The sequence below is a fragment of the Streptomyces sp. NBC_00597 genome (assembly GCF_041431095.1).
Taxonomy (GTDB): domain Bacteria; phylum Actinomycetota; class Actinomycetes; order Streptomycetales; family Streptomycetaceae; genus Streptomyces.
In genome coordinates, this window is record NZ_CP107757.1 from 3,748,933 (window position 1) to 3,764,735 (window position 15,803).

Below are 15,803 nucleotides of genomic sequence, written 5' to 3' on the forward strand. Positions count from 1 at the left end.
CCCCCGTCGTTCTCCGGGCACAACCTGAGTGAACGTCTGTGTCCACGCGTCGGCTCCCCCGACGGCCTCCCGGCCGGCCCCGCGCCGTGGACTAGGAGGTGTCGTCGATGAGCGACCGACAGCTGTGGTCGTACAAGGAGATCGCCGCTCACATCCGGGTCCAGCCGGACACGGTGCGCTCGTACCGCAAGCACGGCCTGCTCCCCGCTCCCGACCACGTCGAGGGCGGGAAGCCCTACTGGTACGCCGACACGATCCGCACCTGGGTGGCCCGCCGCCCCGGCAACCGGGGCCGCCGCGACGACTGACCCCCCCCCGGCGGTCGCCGCCCCACCCCTGGACGGGGCGCGCCGGCGCCTAGCGGCTGCCCGCCGGTATCCGGTCCGGCTCTGGCGCCTCCCCCGGCGCCTGCGCCACCACCGCCGGCGGCGCGGACTCCCCCTCGCTCAGTCCGAACCGCTCGTGCAGTCGCCGCAACGGGCCCGGCGCCCACCAGGTGGCCCGCCCCGTCAGCTTCATGACCGCCGGTACCAGGAGGCTCCGTACAACCAGCGCGTCCATCAGGACGGCCAGCGCGATCCCGAGCCCCAGCATCTTGGTGTTGGTCACCCGGGAGCTGCCGATGGCCACCATCACCACCGCCAGGATCACGGCCGCCGCGGTGATCAGCCCGCCCGTGCGGACCAGTCCGGTGCGCACCGCCCTCTCGTGGTCCCCGGTCCGCTCGTACTCCTCCTTGATGCGGGATATGAGGAACACCCCGTAGTCCATGGAGAGTCCGAAGGCGATGCAGAACATCAGGACGGGCAAGTTGGTCTCGATGTCCCCGGTGGAGGTGAAGGAGAGCAGTCCGGAGAGGTGTCCGTCCTGGAAGACCCACACCACCGCCCCGAACATCGCGGTCAGGCTGAGCGCATTGAGCAGGACCGCCTGGACGGGTATCAGCACGCTCCCGGTGAGCAGGAAGACCAGCAGCAGCGTGGCCAGGACCACCAGGGTCAGAGCGGCCGGCAGTTCCTCCGCTATCGCCTTCTGGGCGTCGACGAGGACCGCCGCCTGTCCGGTCACCGCGGTATCGAAGGGGGCGTCGACCTTGCGCACCTCCGCGACGAGGTCCTGGGCCTGCTCTCCGGCCGGCTCGCCGTCGGTGACCACCGAGAAGTACGCGGTCCCCGACCCGGAGGCGGAGGTCACCGGCCCGTTCACCCGCACTCCGGGCAGGGCGGCGAGCCGCTCCCGGTAGGCGGCGAGGTCGGCGGGGCCGGCCACGCCCTCGGCCAGCACGGTCAGCCCGGCGCCGGGACTGCCCGGGAAGCCGTCGCGGATCTGCTGCTGGACGATGTGGGAGGTGGCGGTCGCCGGCAGCTGCCGGTCGTCCACGGTGCCGAACTTCACCCCGAGGAAGGGCAGTCCGAGGAGCAGCAGCCCCGCCGTGGTGGCGATGGCGAACACGGGGGCCCGGCGCATCACCAGCGCGGTCGCCCGCGCCCAGCCCCGCCCGGCCCCGGCGACCGCGCCCGGAGCGCCGGCGGCCGGTGTCCCGGCGGCGGCCCGGGCCCGCTTGCGGGCCCACAGCCGCCGCAGGTCGAAGGAGTTGACCCGGTCCCCGAGCAGCACGAGCGCGGCCGGCAGCAGGACGAGCGCGGCGGCTGCCGCGAGCAGGACCACCGCGACCCCGGCGTAGGCGAAGGAGCGCAGGAAGTACATCGGGAAGAACAGCATCGCCGAGAGCGACACGGCCACGGTCAGCGCCGAGAACAACACCGTGCGCCCGGCGGTGCGCAGGGTGGCCCCCACGGCGGCGGCCGGATCCCGCCCTGCGGCGAGCTCCTCGCGGAACCTGCGCACGATGAACAGGGCGTAGTCGATGGCGAGTCCGAGGCCGAGCGCGGTGGTCAGGTTCTGGGCGAAGACGGAGACGTCGGTGAACTCGGTGAGGCCGCGCAGCACGGCATTGGTGCCGAGGATGGCGACGATGCCCACGCCCAGCGGCAGCAGTGCGGCGACGGCGCTGCCGAAGACGATGACGAGCAGGACGAGGGTAACCGGCAGGGCGATCACCTCGGCGCGCAGCAGGTCCTCCTGGATGGTGGTGGTCACCTCGCGCTGGACGGCGACCGGCCCCCCGAGGGAGACGCGCACCGGCCCGTGCTCGCCCCGGTAGTGCGGGGCGATCCGCTCCAGCACCGCGGCGCGGGTCTTCTCGTCACCGAGCACCCGGGCGGCTATCAGGGCTTGGCTGCCGTCCTTCGAGCGCAGCGCGGGCAGATGGGTTCGCCAGTACGAGCCGACTCCGGCCACCCCCTGCTCGGAGGCGAGCCGCTCGGTCAGCCGCTCGGCCTCGGCGGCGACGGCGGGGTCGTCCACCCCGGCACCTGCCGCCTCACCGGCCTCGACCAGCAGGAGCAGGTTGGGCTGGGAGCCCGGGAACTCGCGCTCCAGGACCTTGGCGGCGTAGGTGGACCGGGCGTCCGGGTCCTCCCAGCCGCCGCTGCCCATCCGGTCGGCGACGCCACCGCCCGCGAGGACGGCCAGTGCCGTGACCACGAGGGCGAGCAGCAGCGAGAGCCGCGGCCGGGCCGTGACGATCCGGGTCCACCGCCCGCTCTCCCCTGACGACGGCGGTTTTTTGACTTCGGACATGACTCGGTGTCCCCTTCACCGTGATTGCCAGCCAACTTAGACTGGCAAACACGAGCAGTCGCTCGCGTTTCTCAAGAATGCGAGCGCCCTCTCGCGTTTGTCAATCACCCACGGGAAGCAAGGGACGGAACATGCCGGAGAGGTCCCAGGCCGAAAGCGCCACCAAGGCCCCAAAGGCCACCAAAAAGACTGCCGCTCCGCGACGCCAGGCCCGCGGGGAGCGCCGGATCGCCCAGCTCCTGGCGGCTGCCGCCAGTGTGTTCTGCCGCACCGGCTACGCCGCGGCCAGCACCAACGCCATCGCCCGCGAAGCCGAGGTCTCGCCGGGCACGCTCTACCAGTTCTTCCCGAACAAGGAGGCCATCGCCATCGAGCTGGGCGGCCAGCTACTCCGGCGCGCCCACGAGATGCACGGCCAGGCCTTCCTCCCGGAGAACCTGGACAAGCCACTGCCCGAGCTGCTCGACGCCGTCCTGGACCCGGTCATCGCCTTCAACTGCGAGAACCCGGCCTTCTGGGCCCTGATGCACGGCTCCGGCATCCCCGGCATCGCCCAGGAACACGAGGAGCTGCATTCCGGGCTACTGACCCGCGTCGAGGGCGTCCTGCGCACCTTCTGCCCGGACGGCACGCCCGAAGAGATCACCCGCGTCTCCAACATGATCCTGGGCATCTTCAAGGCCTCGCTGGACCTGATCCTCGCGAGCGAGGGCGCCGAGCGCGCCGCGTACGTCGCCGAGGCGAAGACCGTGCTGCTGCGCTACGTGGAGCCGATGGTCACCACGCCCCACCGGCACTGACCGCGGCCCCCGCCCCGCACTCCGCAGCCCGGACCGGCCCGGGACCGGTCGAACCGGCCGGAAGTGGCGGCGCACGCTCGCATTGATACCCCCTAGGGGTATAGTCTCGAAGTGTCGGGAGGACGGTGGGGTGACACCGCCGCCCCCAGGCGCCCGGATACGCCCCTGAAGAGGAGAACGACATGAACGCCGAGACGGACACCCGGACCACCACCGTCTACCGCGTGACCGGCATGACCTGCGGCCACTGCGAGGGCGCGGTGACCACCGAGATCTCCGCCCTTCCGGGCGTCAGCTCGGTCAAGGCCGTCGCCGCGACCGGCGAGGTCACCGTGGTCTCCGCCGCCCCGCTCGCCGACGAGGACGTGCGTGCCGCCGTCGACGAGGCCGGCTACGAGTTCGCCGGCCAGGCCGGCTGAGCAGCGCCACCACCCGCCCCTCCTCCGCAGTACCCCGCCGGGTCGTACCGGCCAGCTCATACTGGTTCCGTACGACCCGGCCCTCCCCCTGGAGCCGGACATGAGCAGCAGCACAGTGCACGACGGGCCCATAGCGACCGCCCCGGCCGCCGAGGTCGAGCTGAGCATCGGCGGAATGACCTGCGCCTCCTGCGCCGCCCGCATCGAGAAGAAGCTGAACCGGATGGACGGGGTCACCGCCACGGTGAACTACGCCACCGAGAAGGCCCGCGTCTCGTACGGCGACGGCGTCGAGGTCGCCGACCTGATCGCGACGGTCGTCAAGACCGGCTACACCGCCGAGGAGCCCCCGCCGCCCGCGCCGGAGCCCGAAGCGGAGGCCCCGGGCGCTCCCGGACCCGCGCCCGTCCCCGAACTGGCCGCGCTGCGCCAGCGGCTGCTGGTCTCCGCCGCCCTCGCCTTCCCCGTCGTCCTGCTCTCGATGGTCCCGGCCCTCCAGTTCGACAACTGGCAGTGGCTCTCGCTGACCCTGGCCGCCCCCGTCGTCGTCTGGGGCGCCCTCCCCTTCCACCGGGCCGCCTGGACCAACGCCCGGCACGGCGCCGCCACCATGGACACCCTGGTCTCGGTCGGCACCCTCGCCGCCTTCGCGTGGTCGCTGTGGGCCCTGTTCTTCGGCCACGCCGGCATGCCCGGCATGCGGCACGGGTTCGACTTCTCCGTCTCGCGCGCGGACGGCTCCTCCGCGATCTACCTGGAGGTCGCCGCGGGCGTCGTCAGCTTCATCCTGCTCGGCCGCTACCTGGAGGCCCGCTCTAAGCGGAAGGCGGGCGCCGCCCTGAGGGCCCTGCTGGAGCTGGGCGCAAAGGACGTGGCCGTGCTGCGCGGTGGCAGCGAGGTGCGGATCCCCGTGGCGCAGCTCGCGGTCGGCGACCGGTTCGTCGTCCGCCCCGGAGAGAAGATCGCCACCGACGGCACGGTCGTCGAAGGGACGTCCGCCGTGGACGCCTCGATGCTGACCGGCGAGTCCGTCCCGGTCGAGGTCGGCGTGGGCGACTCCGTCACCGGGGCCACCGTCAACGCCTCGGGCCGGCTCGTCGTCGAAGCCACCCGGATCGGCGCCGACACCCAGCTCGCCCGGATGGCCAGGCTCGTCGAGGAGGCGCAGAACGGCAAGGCCGAGGTACAGCGCCTGGCCGACCGGATCTCCGGAGTCTTCGTACCGGTCGTGCTGCTGCTGGCGCTCGGCACCTGGGTCACCTGGCTGCTGATCACCGACGACCCCACGGCCGCCTTCACCGCCGCCGTGGCCGTCCTGATCATCGCCTGCCCGTGCGCCCTGGGCCTGGCCACCCCGACCGCGCTGATGGTCGGCACCGGGCGGGGCGCGCAGCTCGGCATCCTGATCAAGGGGCCCGAGGTGCTGGAGTCCACCCGCCGCGTCGACACGGTCGTGCTCGACAAGACGGGCACGGTCACCACCGGCCGGATGACCCTGTCCGGCGTGCACCCCGCCGCCGGTGTCGACGAGCTGGAGCTGCTCCGTCTCGCGGGCTCGCTGGAGCACGCCTCCGAGCACCCGATCGCCCGCGCCATCGCCACCGGCGCCGTCGAGCGCGCCGGAGCCCTGCCGGCCCCGGAGTCCTTCGAGGCCCTCGCCGGGCTCGGCGTCCAGGGCGTGGTCGACGGGCACGCCGTCCTGGTGGGTCGCGAGCAGCTGCTGGCCGACTGGTCGATCCCGCTGCCGTCGGCCCTGGCCGAGGCCAAGGCCGACGCCGAGGCGCTGGGCAGCACCGCCGTCCTGGTGGCCTGGGACGGAGCGGCCCGCGGGGTCCTGACCGTGGCCGACGCGGTCAAGGAGACCAGCGCCGAGGCGGTGTCGCGGCTGCGCGCGCTGGGCCTGACCCCCGTCCTGCTGACCGGGGACAACAAGGCCGTGGCGGAGACGGTGGCCCGCGAGGTGGGCATCGACGAGGTGATCGCCGAGGTGCTACCGCAGGACAAGGTGGACGTCGTACGCCGGCTCCAGGCGCAGGGCCGTACGGTCGCCATGGTGGGCGACGGGGTCAACGACGCGGCCGCGCTGGCCCAGGCGGACCTGGGCCTGGCCATGGGCACCGGCACGGACGCCGCGATCGAGGCGGGCGACCTGACCCTCGTACGGGGAGACCTGCGGGTGGCGGCGGACGCGATCCGGCTCTCCCGCCGGACCCTCGCCACCATCAAGGGCAACCTGTTCTGGGCTTTCGGCTACAACGTGGCGGCCCTGCCCCTCGCGGCCGCGGGCCTGCTCAACCCGATGATTGCGGGGGCCGCGATGGCGTTCTCCTCCGTTTTCGTGGTGAGCAACAGCCTCCGGTTGCGATCCTTCCGCTAAGGGATCTTCTCCCCACTCTGCGCACACTTCCTTCACGGGAGACGCAGATCACAGTGATTGCAACGTAACCATCTGGCACTGCAGTGGGTCTAATGGGGCGGTGCCAGGAACGTCTTGGGGGACGTTCACGGGGGTCTTGGGGGACATCCCGGGCATCAGCCGGCCGGGACGCGTGCCCAACGGGGTGCTTTGAGCGGCCTTCCCGACCCGTACGGGTCCCGGCAGACACCCATGGGGCGCACTCCGCGTGCGCTCCTCGCAGACGCCCCGGCTCGGGTCCCGTGGGGGGAATCCGTTCCGGGGAAAGGAAAGCGCCCCGACCGTCGACCCGTGGGGGGATCGACGGCGGGGCGCTTTTCGCTTGCCTGCGGGCCTCGGATTGAGCCTCGGGTCAGCGGGCCGCGGTGTGGGCCTCGGGTCAGCGGGCCTCGACCGGGACGAAGTCGCGCAGGACCTCACCGGTGTAGATCTGGCGCGGACGGCCGATGCGGGAACCCGGCTCCTTGATCATCTCGTGCCACTGGGCGATCCAGCCGGGAAGGCGACCGAGCGCGAAGAGCACGGTGAACATCTCGGTCGGGAAGCCCATGGCGCGGTAGATCAGGCCGGTGTAGAAGTCCACGTTCGGGTAGAGGTTGCGCGAGACGAAGTACTCGTCGGCCAGCGCGTGCTCTTCCAGCTTGAGCGCGATGTCGAGCAGCTCGTCGCTCTTGCCGAGGGCCGAGAGGACGTCGTGCGCCGCCGCCTTGATGATCGTCGCCCGCGGGTCGAAGCTCTTGTAGACGCGGTGCCCGAAGCCCATGAGGCGGACGCCGTCTTCCTTGTTCTTCACCTTGCGGATGAAGGCGTCGACGTCGCCGCCGTCGTTCTTGATGCCTTCCAGCATCTCCAGAACGGACTGGTTGGCGCCACCGTGCAGCGGACCCCACAGGGCCGAGATGCCGGCGGAGATCGAGGCGAACATGTTCGCCTGCGAGGAACCGACCAGGCGCACGGTGGAGGTCGAGCAGTTCTGCTCGTGGTCCGCGTGCAGGATCAGCAGCTTGTCGAGCGCCGAGACCACGACCGGGTCCAGGTCGTACTCCTGGGCCGGCACGGAGAAGGTCATGCGCAGGAAGTTCTCGACGTAGCCGAGGTCGTTGCGCGGGTAGACGACCGGGTGGCCGACCGACTTCTTGTACGCGTACGCCGCGATCGTCGGGAGCTTGGCCAGCAGGCGGATCGTCGAGAGGTTGCGCTGCTTCTCGTCGAACGGGTTGTGGCTGTCCTGGTAGAACGTCGACAGCGCGCTGACCACGGAGGACAGCATCGCCATCGGGTGCGCGTCGCGCGGGAAGCCGTCGTAGAACCGCTTGACGTCCTCGTGCAGCAGCGTGTGCTGGGTGATGTCGTTGCGGAACGACGCGAGCTGGTCGACGGTCGGCAGCTCACCGTTGATCAGCAGGTACGCGACCTCGATGAAGGTCGAACGCTCGGCGAGCTGCTCGATCGGGTAACCGCGGTAGCGCAGGATGCCCTGCTCACCGTCGAGGTAGGTGATCGCGGACTTGTACGCGGCGGTGTTGCCGTAGCCGCTGTCCAAGGTGACGAGCCCGGTCTGGGCCCTCAGCTTCGAGATGTCGAAGCCCTGGTCACCGACGGTGCTTTCGACCACCGGGTAGGTGTATTCACCGTCCGCGTACCGGAGTACTACAGAGTTGTCGCTCACGTCATCCCTCACCGACGTAGTGCCTCTTCTTCGAGGTGCCCTGACTGCCTCTACCTTCCCCCATTTGGCGCAGGAGAGTGCACTCGGGGTCGGCCTTTGGTCTTTTTGACGGCACTGAGTGCCTTCAACCTGCTCATCCTGCCCCCTCCACACCGGCGCGGGAACCCCAAATGATCGATCATCTAGGTGATGTTTCCCACCGGTATCTGGCCGGACAGCCTGGACGCGACCGCCGTGTACCTCCTACCTGCGGAAACGGTACGCACAGCCTGGCCGAGGGCCTTGCGGGACCCGACCAGGACGACCAGTTTCTTCGCCCTGGTCACCGCCGTGTAGAGCAAGTTGCGCTGGAGCATCATCCAAGCGCCGGTGGTGACAGGGATCACCACGGCCGGATATTCACTGCCTTGGGAGCGGTGGATGGTGACGGCGTACGCGTGCGCCAGCTCGTCCAACTCGGCGAACTCGTAGGCCACCTCCTCGTCCTCCTCCGTCCGCACCGTCAGCCGCTGCCCCTCCTCGTCGAGGGCGGTGACCACGCCGACCGTGCCGTTGAAGACGCCGTTGGCGCCCTTCTCGTAGTTGTTCCGGATCTGGGTCACCTTGTCCCCGACCCGGAAGACCCGGCCGCCGAACCGCTTCTCGGGCAGATCCGGCCGGGCCGGTGTGATCGCCTGCTGGAGCAGCCCGTTGAGGTTTCCGGCGCCGGCCGGGCCGCGGTGCATGGGGGCGAGCACCTGGACGTCACGGCGCGGGTCCAGTCCGAACCTGGCCGGGATCCGCCGGGCCGCCACGTCCACGGCGAGCCGCCCGGCCTCCTCGGTGTCCTCCTCGGGGAAGAGGAAGAAGTCGGGCAGCCCGTCGGTGAGCGGCGGCAGGCCGGTGTTGATCCGGTGGGCGTTGGTGACCACGCCCGACTGCTGGGCCTGCCGGAAGATCCGGGTCAGCCGGACCGCGGGCACCGGGCCGCCCTCGGCCAGCAGGTCCCGCAGCACCTCCCCGGCGCCGACCGAGGGGAGTTGGTCCACGTCCCCGACGAGCAGCAGGTGGGCGCCCGGAGCCACCGCTTTGACCAGCTTGTTCGCCAACAGCAGGTCCAGCATCGAGGCCTCGTCGACGACCACCAGGTCCGCGTCCAGCGGGCGCTCGCGGTCGTACGCCGCGTCCCCGCCCGGCTTGAGCTCCAGCAGCCGGTGCACGGTCGAGGCCTCGGCCCCGGTGAGTTCCGCGAGCCGTTTCGCGGCTCGGCCGGTGGGGGCGGCGAGCACGACCTTGGCCTTCTTGGCCCGGGCCAGCTCCACGATCGAGCGGACGGTGAAGGACTTCCCGCAACCCGGCCCGCCGGTCATGACCGCCACCCGGCGGGTCAGCGCCAGCCGGACGGCGTCCCGCTGCTCGGGGGCCAGCTTGGCCCCGGTCCGCCCGGCGAGCCAGCCCAGGGCCTTGTCCCAGTCCACGTCCTGGAAGCCGGGCATCCGGTCCTCCTCGGCATGCAGGAGCCGCCGCACCTGCCCGACCAGCGAGAGCTCGGCCCGGTGGAAGGGCACCAGGTACACGGCGGTCAGCGGCGGCCCGCCCCGCGGATCGGGCACCGCTTCCCGTACGACGCCCTCCGGGTCGGCGGCGAGCTCGGCCAGGCATTCGATGACGAGGCCGGTGTCCACCTGGAGCAGCTTGACCCCGTCGGCGATCAGTCGTTCCTCGGGCAGGAAGCAGTGGCCCTGGTCGGTGGACTGGGACAGGGCGTACTGGAGTCCGGCCTTGACCCGCTCGGGACTGTCGTGCGGGATGCCGACGGCCTGCGCGATGCGGTCGGCGGTGAGGAAGCCGATGCCCCACACGTCCGCGGCGAGCCGGTACGGCTGGTTCTTGACCACCGAGATGGAGGCGTCGGCGTACTTCTTGTAGATCCGGACCGCGATGGAGGTGGAGACGCCGACGCCCTGGAGGAAGACCATGACCTCCTTGATCGCCTTCTGCTCCTCCCAGGCGGCACCGATCAGTCCGGTCCGTTTGGGGCCGAGCCCGGGTACCTCGATCAGCCGCTTGGGATCCGCCTCGATCACATCGAGGGTGTCGGTCCCGAAGTGCTCCACGATCCGGTCGGCGATCTTCGGACCGATGCCCTTGATCAGGCCCGAGCCGAGGTAGCGCCGGATCCCCTGGATCGTCGCGGGGAGCACGGTGCGGTAGTTCTCGACCGTGAACTGCTTGCCGTACTGGGGATGGGAGCCCCAACGGCCCTCCATGCGCAGCGATTCGCCGGGCTGGGCCCCGAGCAGGGACCCGACGACCGTGAGCAGGTCGCCGCTGCCGCGCCCGGTGTCGACCCGGGCGACCGTGTACCCGCTCTCCTCGTTGGCGTAGGTGATGCGCTCAAGCACCCCCTCGACCACCGCGTGTTGCACCGCCCCGTTGCTCGCCATGGCACGAAGTTACCGCCCGGCACCGACAGCCCGTCAGGCCTGTGGAAACCGGAGCGGGTCCGGGGAGGACCCAGAAGGGGGTCCGGCCTCGCGGCCGGACCCCCTCACGGTTACCCCTCCCGTGTCGGACTTCCCGATCCCCCCAGATCCCTCCCCGGAAGTGCCGACGCACCATACGACCCGCTGCCCCGCCCGGGGGTTGCACACGGAATCGGAACTTTACGTTTCCATTACCTCAAGGGCCTCAGGCGTCCATCCGAAATACCGCTGAATCACCGCGGAAGTAGCGTTTCCGGCATGAGTGAACCTTCGTTCCAGGACGACGTGCTCGGCGAGCTGGGCCCTCCGGGCTGACCGAGATCGCCGGCCTGCTCGGCACCGACGCCGCGGGCGCGCGCGAGACCGTCACGACCACGGTCGACGCCATGACCGGCGGCCTCCAGCAGAAGGCCGACGCCGGGGACGCCGACGGCAATGAGGTCCGCGACGCCCTCGCCGAGATCGCCGAGCCCCGCTGAAGGGTGTGGCCACGCTCGGCGGGGGCCTGCTCGGCGGCGGCCTGATGGCCGGGGTGCTCGCGAAGGCGAGCAAGCCGGTCGCCGCGGCGGTGTCCAAGAAGACCGGCATCCCCGCGGCCACCGTCAGTCGTGTCATCGAGTTGCTGATCCCGGTGCTGCTGGCGGTCTTCGCCAAGCGCGCGGCCGCCGGCCAGGGCGCCGCCGCAGCCCCGGCCCCCGGTGCCGCGCCGGCAGGCGCACCCGGAACGGCTCCGGCGGAGGGCGGCGGCCTCGGCGATCTGCTCGGCCAGATCCTCGGCGGCGGCAGGAAGTAGCGCCCGTCCTGCCCGGCCCCGTCCCGCCCTCGCCCTCGCCCTCGCCCTCGCCCTCGCCCCACCATGACCCCGCCCCGGCCCGCCGCCGCGCGGCCCCCGCCGCGCTATCCTCGGGCGCCATGGAGCCCCCTGCTAGCAACTCCGACGCACCGGTACGGCTGCGGGCCCCGGAGCCCGGAGACCTGGGCTGGATCGTGCAGCGGCACGGCGCGCTCTACGCCGCCGAGTACGGCTGGAACACGGACTTCGAGGGCCTGGTGGCCCGGATCGTCGCGGACTTCGCCGAGGACCACGACCCGTACCTGGAGCGGGTCTGGATCGCCGAGCTGGACGGCCGCCCGGTCGGCTCGGTGATGTGCGTCCGCGAGGACGGCTCGCCCGGCACGGCGCGGCTGCGGCTGCTCCTGGTCGAGCCGGAGGGCCGCGGGCACGGCATCGGCGCCCTCCTGGTCGCCACCGTCGTCGCCTTCGCCCGCTCCGTCGGCTACCGCGAGCTGGTGCTCTGGACCAACGACGTGCTGACCTCGGCCCGTTCCCTCTACCAGCGCGCCGGGTTCGTCCTGGTCGCCGAGCGCCCGCACCGCTCGTACGGCGCCACGCTCACGGGGCAGGACTGGCGGCTGCCGCTGCAGGAGGACTCCCCGCACTGACCTCCGCGCCCCCGCCCTGCGCCACCGTGCGGGTTCCTGCGCGGGTGGGCGCCAGCGAGGTCATGCCCACCCCGCCGACCAGCAGCAGCGCCGCCACCCAGCGCAGCCCCGAGACCTCCTCGCCCAGGACCAGCGCGGCCGAGGACATCCCGAACACCGGCACCAGCAGCGAGAACGGCGCGACCGACGAGGCCGGGTAGCGCCTTAGCAGGTGGTTCCAGGCTCCGAACCCGAACACCGTGGAAACCCAGGCGACGTACCCGATGACCGCCGCTGCGGACCAGTCCAGCCCGCGCAGCGCGGCCAGGTCCCGCTCGGGCCCCTCCAGCAGCAGCGACAGCGCGAACAGCGGCAGCACGGGGACGGTGCACACCCAGACCATGAAGTTCAGCGCGTCGGGCGGGGACGCCTTCCGCGTCAGCACGTTGGACACGCCCCAGCAGGCGGCGGCCGCGACGACCAGGGTGAAGCCGAGCACCGGCCCGGAGGTGCCCCCGTCCACGGCGGCGACGACGATCCCGGCGAGCGCCACCGCCATGCCGGCCATCCGGATCCGCCCGGGCCGCTCGCGCAGGACGACGGAGGCCAGGACGGCGGTGAAGACGGACTGCACCTGGAGCACGAGGGAGGACAGTCCGGCCGGCATCCCGGCGGCCATGCCGGTGAAGAGGAGACCGAACTTGGCGACGCCGAGGGCCACTCCGACGGCAATGATCCACTTCCAGGCGGCCTTGGGCCGGCCGACGAAGAACACGGCGGGCAGCGCGGCGACGAGGAAGCGCAGGGCGGACAGGAGCAGCGGCGGGAAGTGGCCGAGACCGATCTCGATGACGACGAAGTTGAAGCCCCAGACGGCGGCGACGAGTACGGCGAGTGCAGTGTGAACGGGACGCATGCTTCGAGCATCGACGCGGCAACCATGTAGCACCAGCGCGGATCCCTTCCGGGATGGATGAAGCATTGCTTACGGGTCCCCGGCGGTCCGGCGGTGCCTACCATGGGCCGCATGCTCGACCTCTCCCGGCTGCGCGCCCTGCACGCCGTCTCCGTCCACGGCTCGGTCGCGGGCGCGGCGGCCGCCCTCGGCTACACCCCCTCCGCCGTGTCCCAGCAGATCGGCAAACTGGAGCGGGAGACCCGGACCACGCTGCTGGAGCGGCGCGGGCGCGGGGTGGCGCTCACCGAGGAGGCCCGGCACCTGGCCGAAACGGCCCAGGAGTTGCTGGCTATCGTGGAGCGCGCCGAGACCACCCTGGAGGAGCGGCGCGGCCGGCCGAGCGGGCTGCTGACGGTGGCCGCGTTCGCCTCGGCGGCGCGCGGCCTGCTGCCGGGGGTGCTCGCCGATCTCGCGCGCCGGCATCCCGCGCTGGACGTACGCCTCACGGAGGTCGACCCCCACCTCTCGGTGGACCTGGTGGCCCGGGGAGTGACCGACCTGGCGGTGGCCCACGACTGGGACATCGCCCCGCTGCCGGCCCCGGAGGGCATCGATCAGGCGGTCATCGGGGACGACCGCTGCGATCTGGTGGTACCTCAGGGCCATCCGTTCACGCAGCGGGCGGTCATCCACAGGACCGACCTCGGCGGCCAGCGCTGGGTCTGCCAGCCGCCCGGCCGGGTCTGCCACGACTGGCTGATGCGGACGCTGCGCACCGCCGGGTTCGAGCCCGACATCGCGCACGTGGCCGAGGAGAACCACACGATCGTCGCGCTGGTCGCCGCCGGGCTGGGGGTGGCCGTCGTACCCCGGTTGGGCACCGGGGCGCTGCCGCCGGGAGCGGTGGCCGTGCCGCTGGAACCAGGCCCCGTCCGCAGGTTGTACGCCCTGTGGCGGACGGGGGCGGCCCGCCGGCCGGCGATCACCGAGGCCGTGCGGGCCCTCCAGGAGCAGTGGGCGTACGCGGCACCCCTTCCGGGGGACCTCCCGAGTGTCCACGGCTGCGGGGGCGCTGCCCGGCAGTAGGGTCCGGCGCGTGTCGTACCACGCCTCCCGCAGGTCCCTGCTCACCGCGGCCGCCATGGCCGCCGTCACGGCCGCCGGGGTGGCCTCGTACGCCGTGGGCGGCTCTCCGGGCGGTCCGGACGGCCGGCCGCGCCCCGACGACGCGCGCCCCGGCGACCGGCCGCCCGGACCGGCGCCCGACCGGGCGGCGCTGCGCCGCCTGGTGGCCGGGATGAGCCTGGCCGAGCAGGTCGGGCAGCTCTTCGTCTCCCGCGCGTACGGCCATTCGGCCACCGACCCCGATCCGGCGGACGCCGAGCAGAACCTGAAGCTGTTCGGGGTGCGCTCGGCCGCGGAGCTGGTCGCCCGCTACCACCTCGGCGGGATCATCTACTTCTCCTGGGCCCACAACACGCGCGACCCGCAGCAGATCGCCGAGCTGTCGGCCGCGCTCCAGCGGACGGCCGCCGGCTCCGGGTCCGGCGTCCCGCTGATGCTGTCCACTGACCAGGAGCACGGTGCGGTGGCGCGCATCGGCAAGCCGGCGACGCTGCTGCCGGGGGCGATGGCGCTGGGGGCACGGCGCGGCGCGGGCGGCGGCTCGCCCGCGGCCACCGGATCCGCAGGGACCGGATCCGCGGGCACCGGATCCGCGGGCACCGGATCCGCAGGAACCGATTCCGGGGGCGCCGATTCGGCGGGCGTCGCCGAGGCCCGCCGCGCCGCGCGCATCGCGGGTGCCGAGCTGGCCGCGATGGGCATCCGCCAGAACTACGCGCCGGTGGCCGACGTGAACGTGAACCCCGCCAATCCGGTGATCGGCGTACGGTCCTTCGGCGCCGACCCGCAGGCGGTGGCGGCCCTGGTCGCCGCCCAGGTCCGCGGCTACCAGGGCGCCGGGGTGGCCGCCACCGCCAAGCACTTCCCGGGTCACGGGGACACCGAGACCGACAGCCACGTCGGGCTGCCGGTCATGCGGCACAGCCGGGCGCAGTGGGAGGAGCTGGACGAGCCGCCGTTCCGGGCGGCGGTGGCCGCGGGCGTGGACGCCGTGATGACGGCGCACATCGTCTTCCCCGCGCTCGACCCCTCGGGGGACCCGGCGACCCTCTCGCGACCGATCGTGACCGGGATCCTGCGCGAACGCCTGGGCTTCCGGGGCGTGGTGGTCACCGACGCCCTGGACATGGCCGGGGTCCGCCAGAAGTACGGGGACGACCGGGTCCCGGTGCTGGCCCTGAAGGCGGGCTGCGACCAGCTGCTGAACCCGCCGGACCTGGGGCTCGCGCACCGCAGCGTGCTCGCGGCCGTCGAGGCGGGCGAGCTGACGCGGGAGCGGATCGAGGAGTCCGTGCTGCGGATCCTGGAACTGAAGTCCCGCCGGGGCCTGTTCGACGCCGCGCACACCGCCGCCGGGCAGGTGGGCGCCCTGGTGGGGATCCCGGCGCACCTGAGCGCCGCCGACGAGATCGCGGCGGGTACGACGACCCTGCTGGCCAATCCCGTGAAACTGCTGCCGCTGGATCCGGTGGCGGCACCGCAGCTGCTGGTCACCGGGACCGATCCGGCCTCCCCCAGCGGTACGACGGGGCCCCCCACGCTGGTACTGGCCCGGGAGCTGACCGCCCTGGGCTGCCGGGCGACGGCCGTGCCGCCCGCCCGGGCGGTGGCCGCGGCCCCCGGCAACGCGGCGGTGCTGGTGTGCACGTACAACGTCCCGGAGGGGGACAGTCCGCAGCGCACCCTGGTCACGGAGCTGCTGGCCACCGGGGTGCCCGTGGTCCTGGTGGCGATCCGTAATCCGTACGACCCGGCCCGGCTGCCCGCCTGCGCGGCGGAGCTGGCGACGTACACCTGGACGGACGTGGAGATGCGGGCGGCGGCCCGGGTGGTCACCGGCGCGGTACGGCCCACGGGCCGCCTGCCGGTCCCCGTACCGGGCCGCTACCCGCTGGGCCACGGGCTGGCGTACGACTAGCGCGTACGCCAGCCCGCGGCCGGGAGCT

General features: G+C 72.4%; 11 protein-coding genes and 1 pseudogene. 8 read left to right on the forward strand and 4 right to left on the reverse strand.

Features of this window, described 5'->3' with window-relative positions:
• Window positions 1-107 precede the first annotated feature (107 nt).
• Entirely contained in the window at window positions 108-308 is a 201-nt protein-coding gene (locus tag OG974_RS16690; RefSeq protein ID WP_030868582.1) for an AlpA family transcriptional regulator, read from the forward strand.
• Window positions 309-357: 49 nt separating this feature from the next.
• Here OG974_RS16690 and OG974_RS16695 read toward each other — a convergent pair whose 3' ends face one another.
• Complete coding sequence (locus tag OG974_RS16695) at window positions 358-2,643, reverse strand: MMPL family transporter (RefSeq protein WP_371643596.1); 2,286 nt, start codon at window positions 2,641-2,643, stop codon at window positions 358-360.
• A 131-nt stretch (window positions 2,644-2,774) separates the two neighbouring features.
• On the opposite strand from OG974_RS16695, the gene OG974_RS16700 reads away from it, so the two are divergent.
• The 3 genes from OG974_RS16700 (at window position 2,775) to OG974_RS16710 (ending at window position 6,239) form a co-directional block, all read left to right on the forward strand.
• Window positions 2,775-3,443, forward strand: coding sequence for a TetR/AcrR family transcriptional regulator (locus tag OG974_RS16700; RefSeq protein ID WP_327283501.1), 669 nt, complete (start codon window positions 2,775-2,777; stop codon window positions 3,441-3,443).
• Window positions 3,444-3,625: 182 nt separating this feature from the next.
• Entirely contained in the window at window positions 3,626-3,862 is a 237-nt protein-coding gene (locus OG974_RS16705; RefSeq protein ID WP_327283502.1) for a heavy-metal-associated domain-containing protein, read from the forward strand.
• A gap of 100 nt (window positions 3,863-3,962) precedes the next feature.
• Entirely contained in the window at window positions 3,963-6,239 is a 2,277-nt protein-coding gene (locus OG974_RS16710) for a heavy metal translocating P-type ATPase (RefSeq protein WP_371643598.1), read from the forward strand.
• A gap of 418 nt (window positions 6,240-6,657) precedes the next feature.
• Here OG974_RS16710 and OG974_RS16715 read toward each other — a convergent pair whose 3' ends face one another.
• Complete coding sequence (locus OG974_RS16715; RefSeq protein ID WP_327283504.1) at window positions 6,658-7,947, reverse strand: citrate synthase; 1,290 nt, start codon at window positions 7,945-7,947, stop codon at window positions 6,658-6,660.
• A gap of 182 nt (window positions 7,948-8,129) precedes the next feature.
• Window positions 8,130-10,373, reverse strand: a complete 2,244-nt coding sequence (locus tag OG974_RS16720; RefSeq protein WP_371643600.1) for an ATP-dependent RecD-like DNA helicase — start codon at window positions 10,371-10,373, stop codon at window positions 8,130-8,132.
• Window positions 10,374-10,896: 523 nt separating this feature from the next.
• Between OG974_RS16720 and OG974_RS16725 the strand changes: the two genes are divergently transcribed.
• The gene (locus tag OG974_RS16725) at window positions 10,897-11,205 is read left to right on the forward strand and encodes a hypothetical protein (RefSeq protein WP_371643602.1); all 309 of its coding nucleotides are present in this window, start codon (window positions 10,897-10,899) and stop codon (window positions 11,203-11,205) included.
• A 152-nt stretch (window positions 11,206-11,357) separates the two neighbouring features.
• Window positions 11,358-11,855: pseudogene (locus OG974_RS16730) on the forward strand (GNAT family N-acetyltransferase); the annotation flags it as partial.
• Here the strand turns inward: OG974_RS16730 and OG974_RS16735 are convergent.
• Window positions 11,806-12,750, reverse strand: a complete 945-nt coding sequence (locus OG974_RS16735) for an EamA family transporter (RefSeq protein ID WP_327283506.1) — start codon at window positions 12,748-12,750, stop codon at window positions 11,806-11,808. The pseudogene OG974_RS16730 and the gene OG974_RS16735 overlap by 50 nt on opposite strands.
• A gap of 111 nt (window positions 12,751-12,861) precedes the next feature.
• Here OG974_RS16735 and OG974_RS16740 point away from each other — a divergent pair, with 111 nt between their 5' ends.
• The gene (locus OG974_RS16740) at window positions 12,862-13,818 is read left to right on the forward strand and encodes a LysR substrate-binding domain-containing protein (RefSeq protein ID WP_327283507.1); all 957 of its coding nucleotides are present in this window, start codon (window positions 12,862-12,864) and stop codon (window positions 13,816-13,818) included.
• Window positions 13,819-13,873: 55 nt separating this feature from the next.
• Window positions 13,874-15,775 carry a glycoside hydrolase family 3 protein gene (locus OG974_RS16745; RefSeq protein WP_371646837.1) on the forward strand — a complete coding sequence of 634 codons (1,902 nt, stop codon included), beginning with the start codon at window positions 13,874-13,876 and terminating at the stop codon, window positions 15,773-15,775.
• Window positions 15,776-15,803: the final 28 nt, after the last annotated feature.

Excerpts from the sequence above, each read along its gene's own strand:
- OG974_RS16690 (WP_030868582.1), top strand. The coding sequence starts at position 108 with ATGAGCGACCGACAGCTGTGGTCGTACAAGGAGATCGCCGCTCACATC.
- OG974_RS16695 (WP_371643596.1), bottom strand. The coding sequence starts at position 2,643 with ATGTCCGAAGTCAAAAAACCGCCGTCGTCAGGGGAGAGCGGGCGGTGG.
- OG974_RS16700 (WP_327283501.1), top strand. The coding sequence starts at position 2,775 with ATGCCGGAGAGGTCCCAGGCCGAAAGCGCCACCAAGGCCCCAAAGGCC.
- OG974_RS16705 (WP_327283502.1), top strand. The coding sequence starts at position 3,626 with ATGAACGCCGAGACGGACACCCGGACCACCACCGTCTACCGCGTGACC.
- OG974_RS16710 (WP_371643598.1), top strand. The coding sequence starts at position 3,963 with ATGAGCAGCAGCACAGTGCACGACGGGCCCATAGCGACCGCCCCGGCC.
- OG974_RS16720 (WP_371643600.1), bottom strand. The coding sequence starts at position 10,373 with ATGGCGAGCAACGGGGCGGTGCAACACGCGGTGGTCGAGGGGGTGCTT.
- OG974_RS16735 (WP_327283506.1), bottom strand. The coding sequence starts at position 12,750 with ATGCGTCCCGTTCACACTGCACTCGCCGTACTCGTCGCCGCCGTCTGG.
- OG974_RS16740 (WP_327283507.1), top strand. The coding sequence starts at position 12,862 with ATGCTCGACCTCTCCCGGCTGCGCGCCCTGCACGCCGTCTCCGTCCAC.
- OG974_RS16745 (WP_371646837.1), top strand. The coding sequence starts at position 13,874 with ATGGCCGCCGTCACGGCCGCCGGGGTGGCCTCGTACGCCGTGGGCGGC.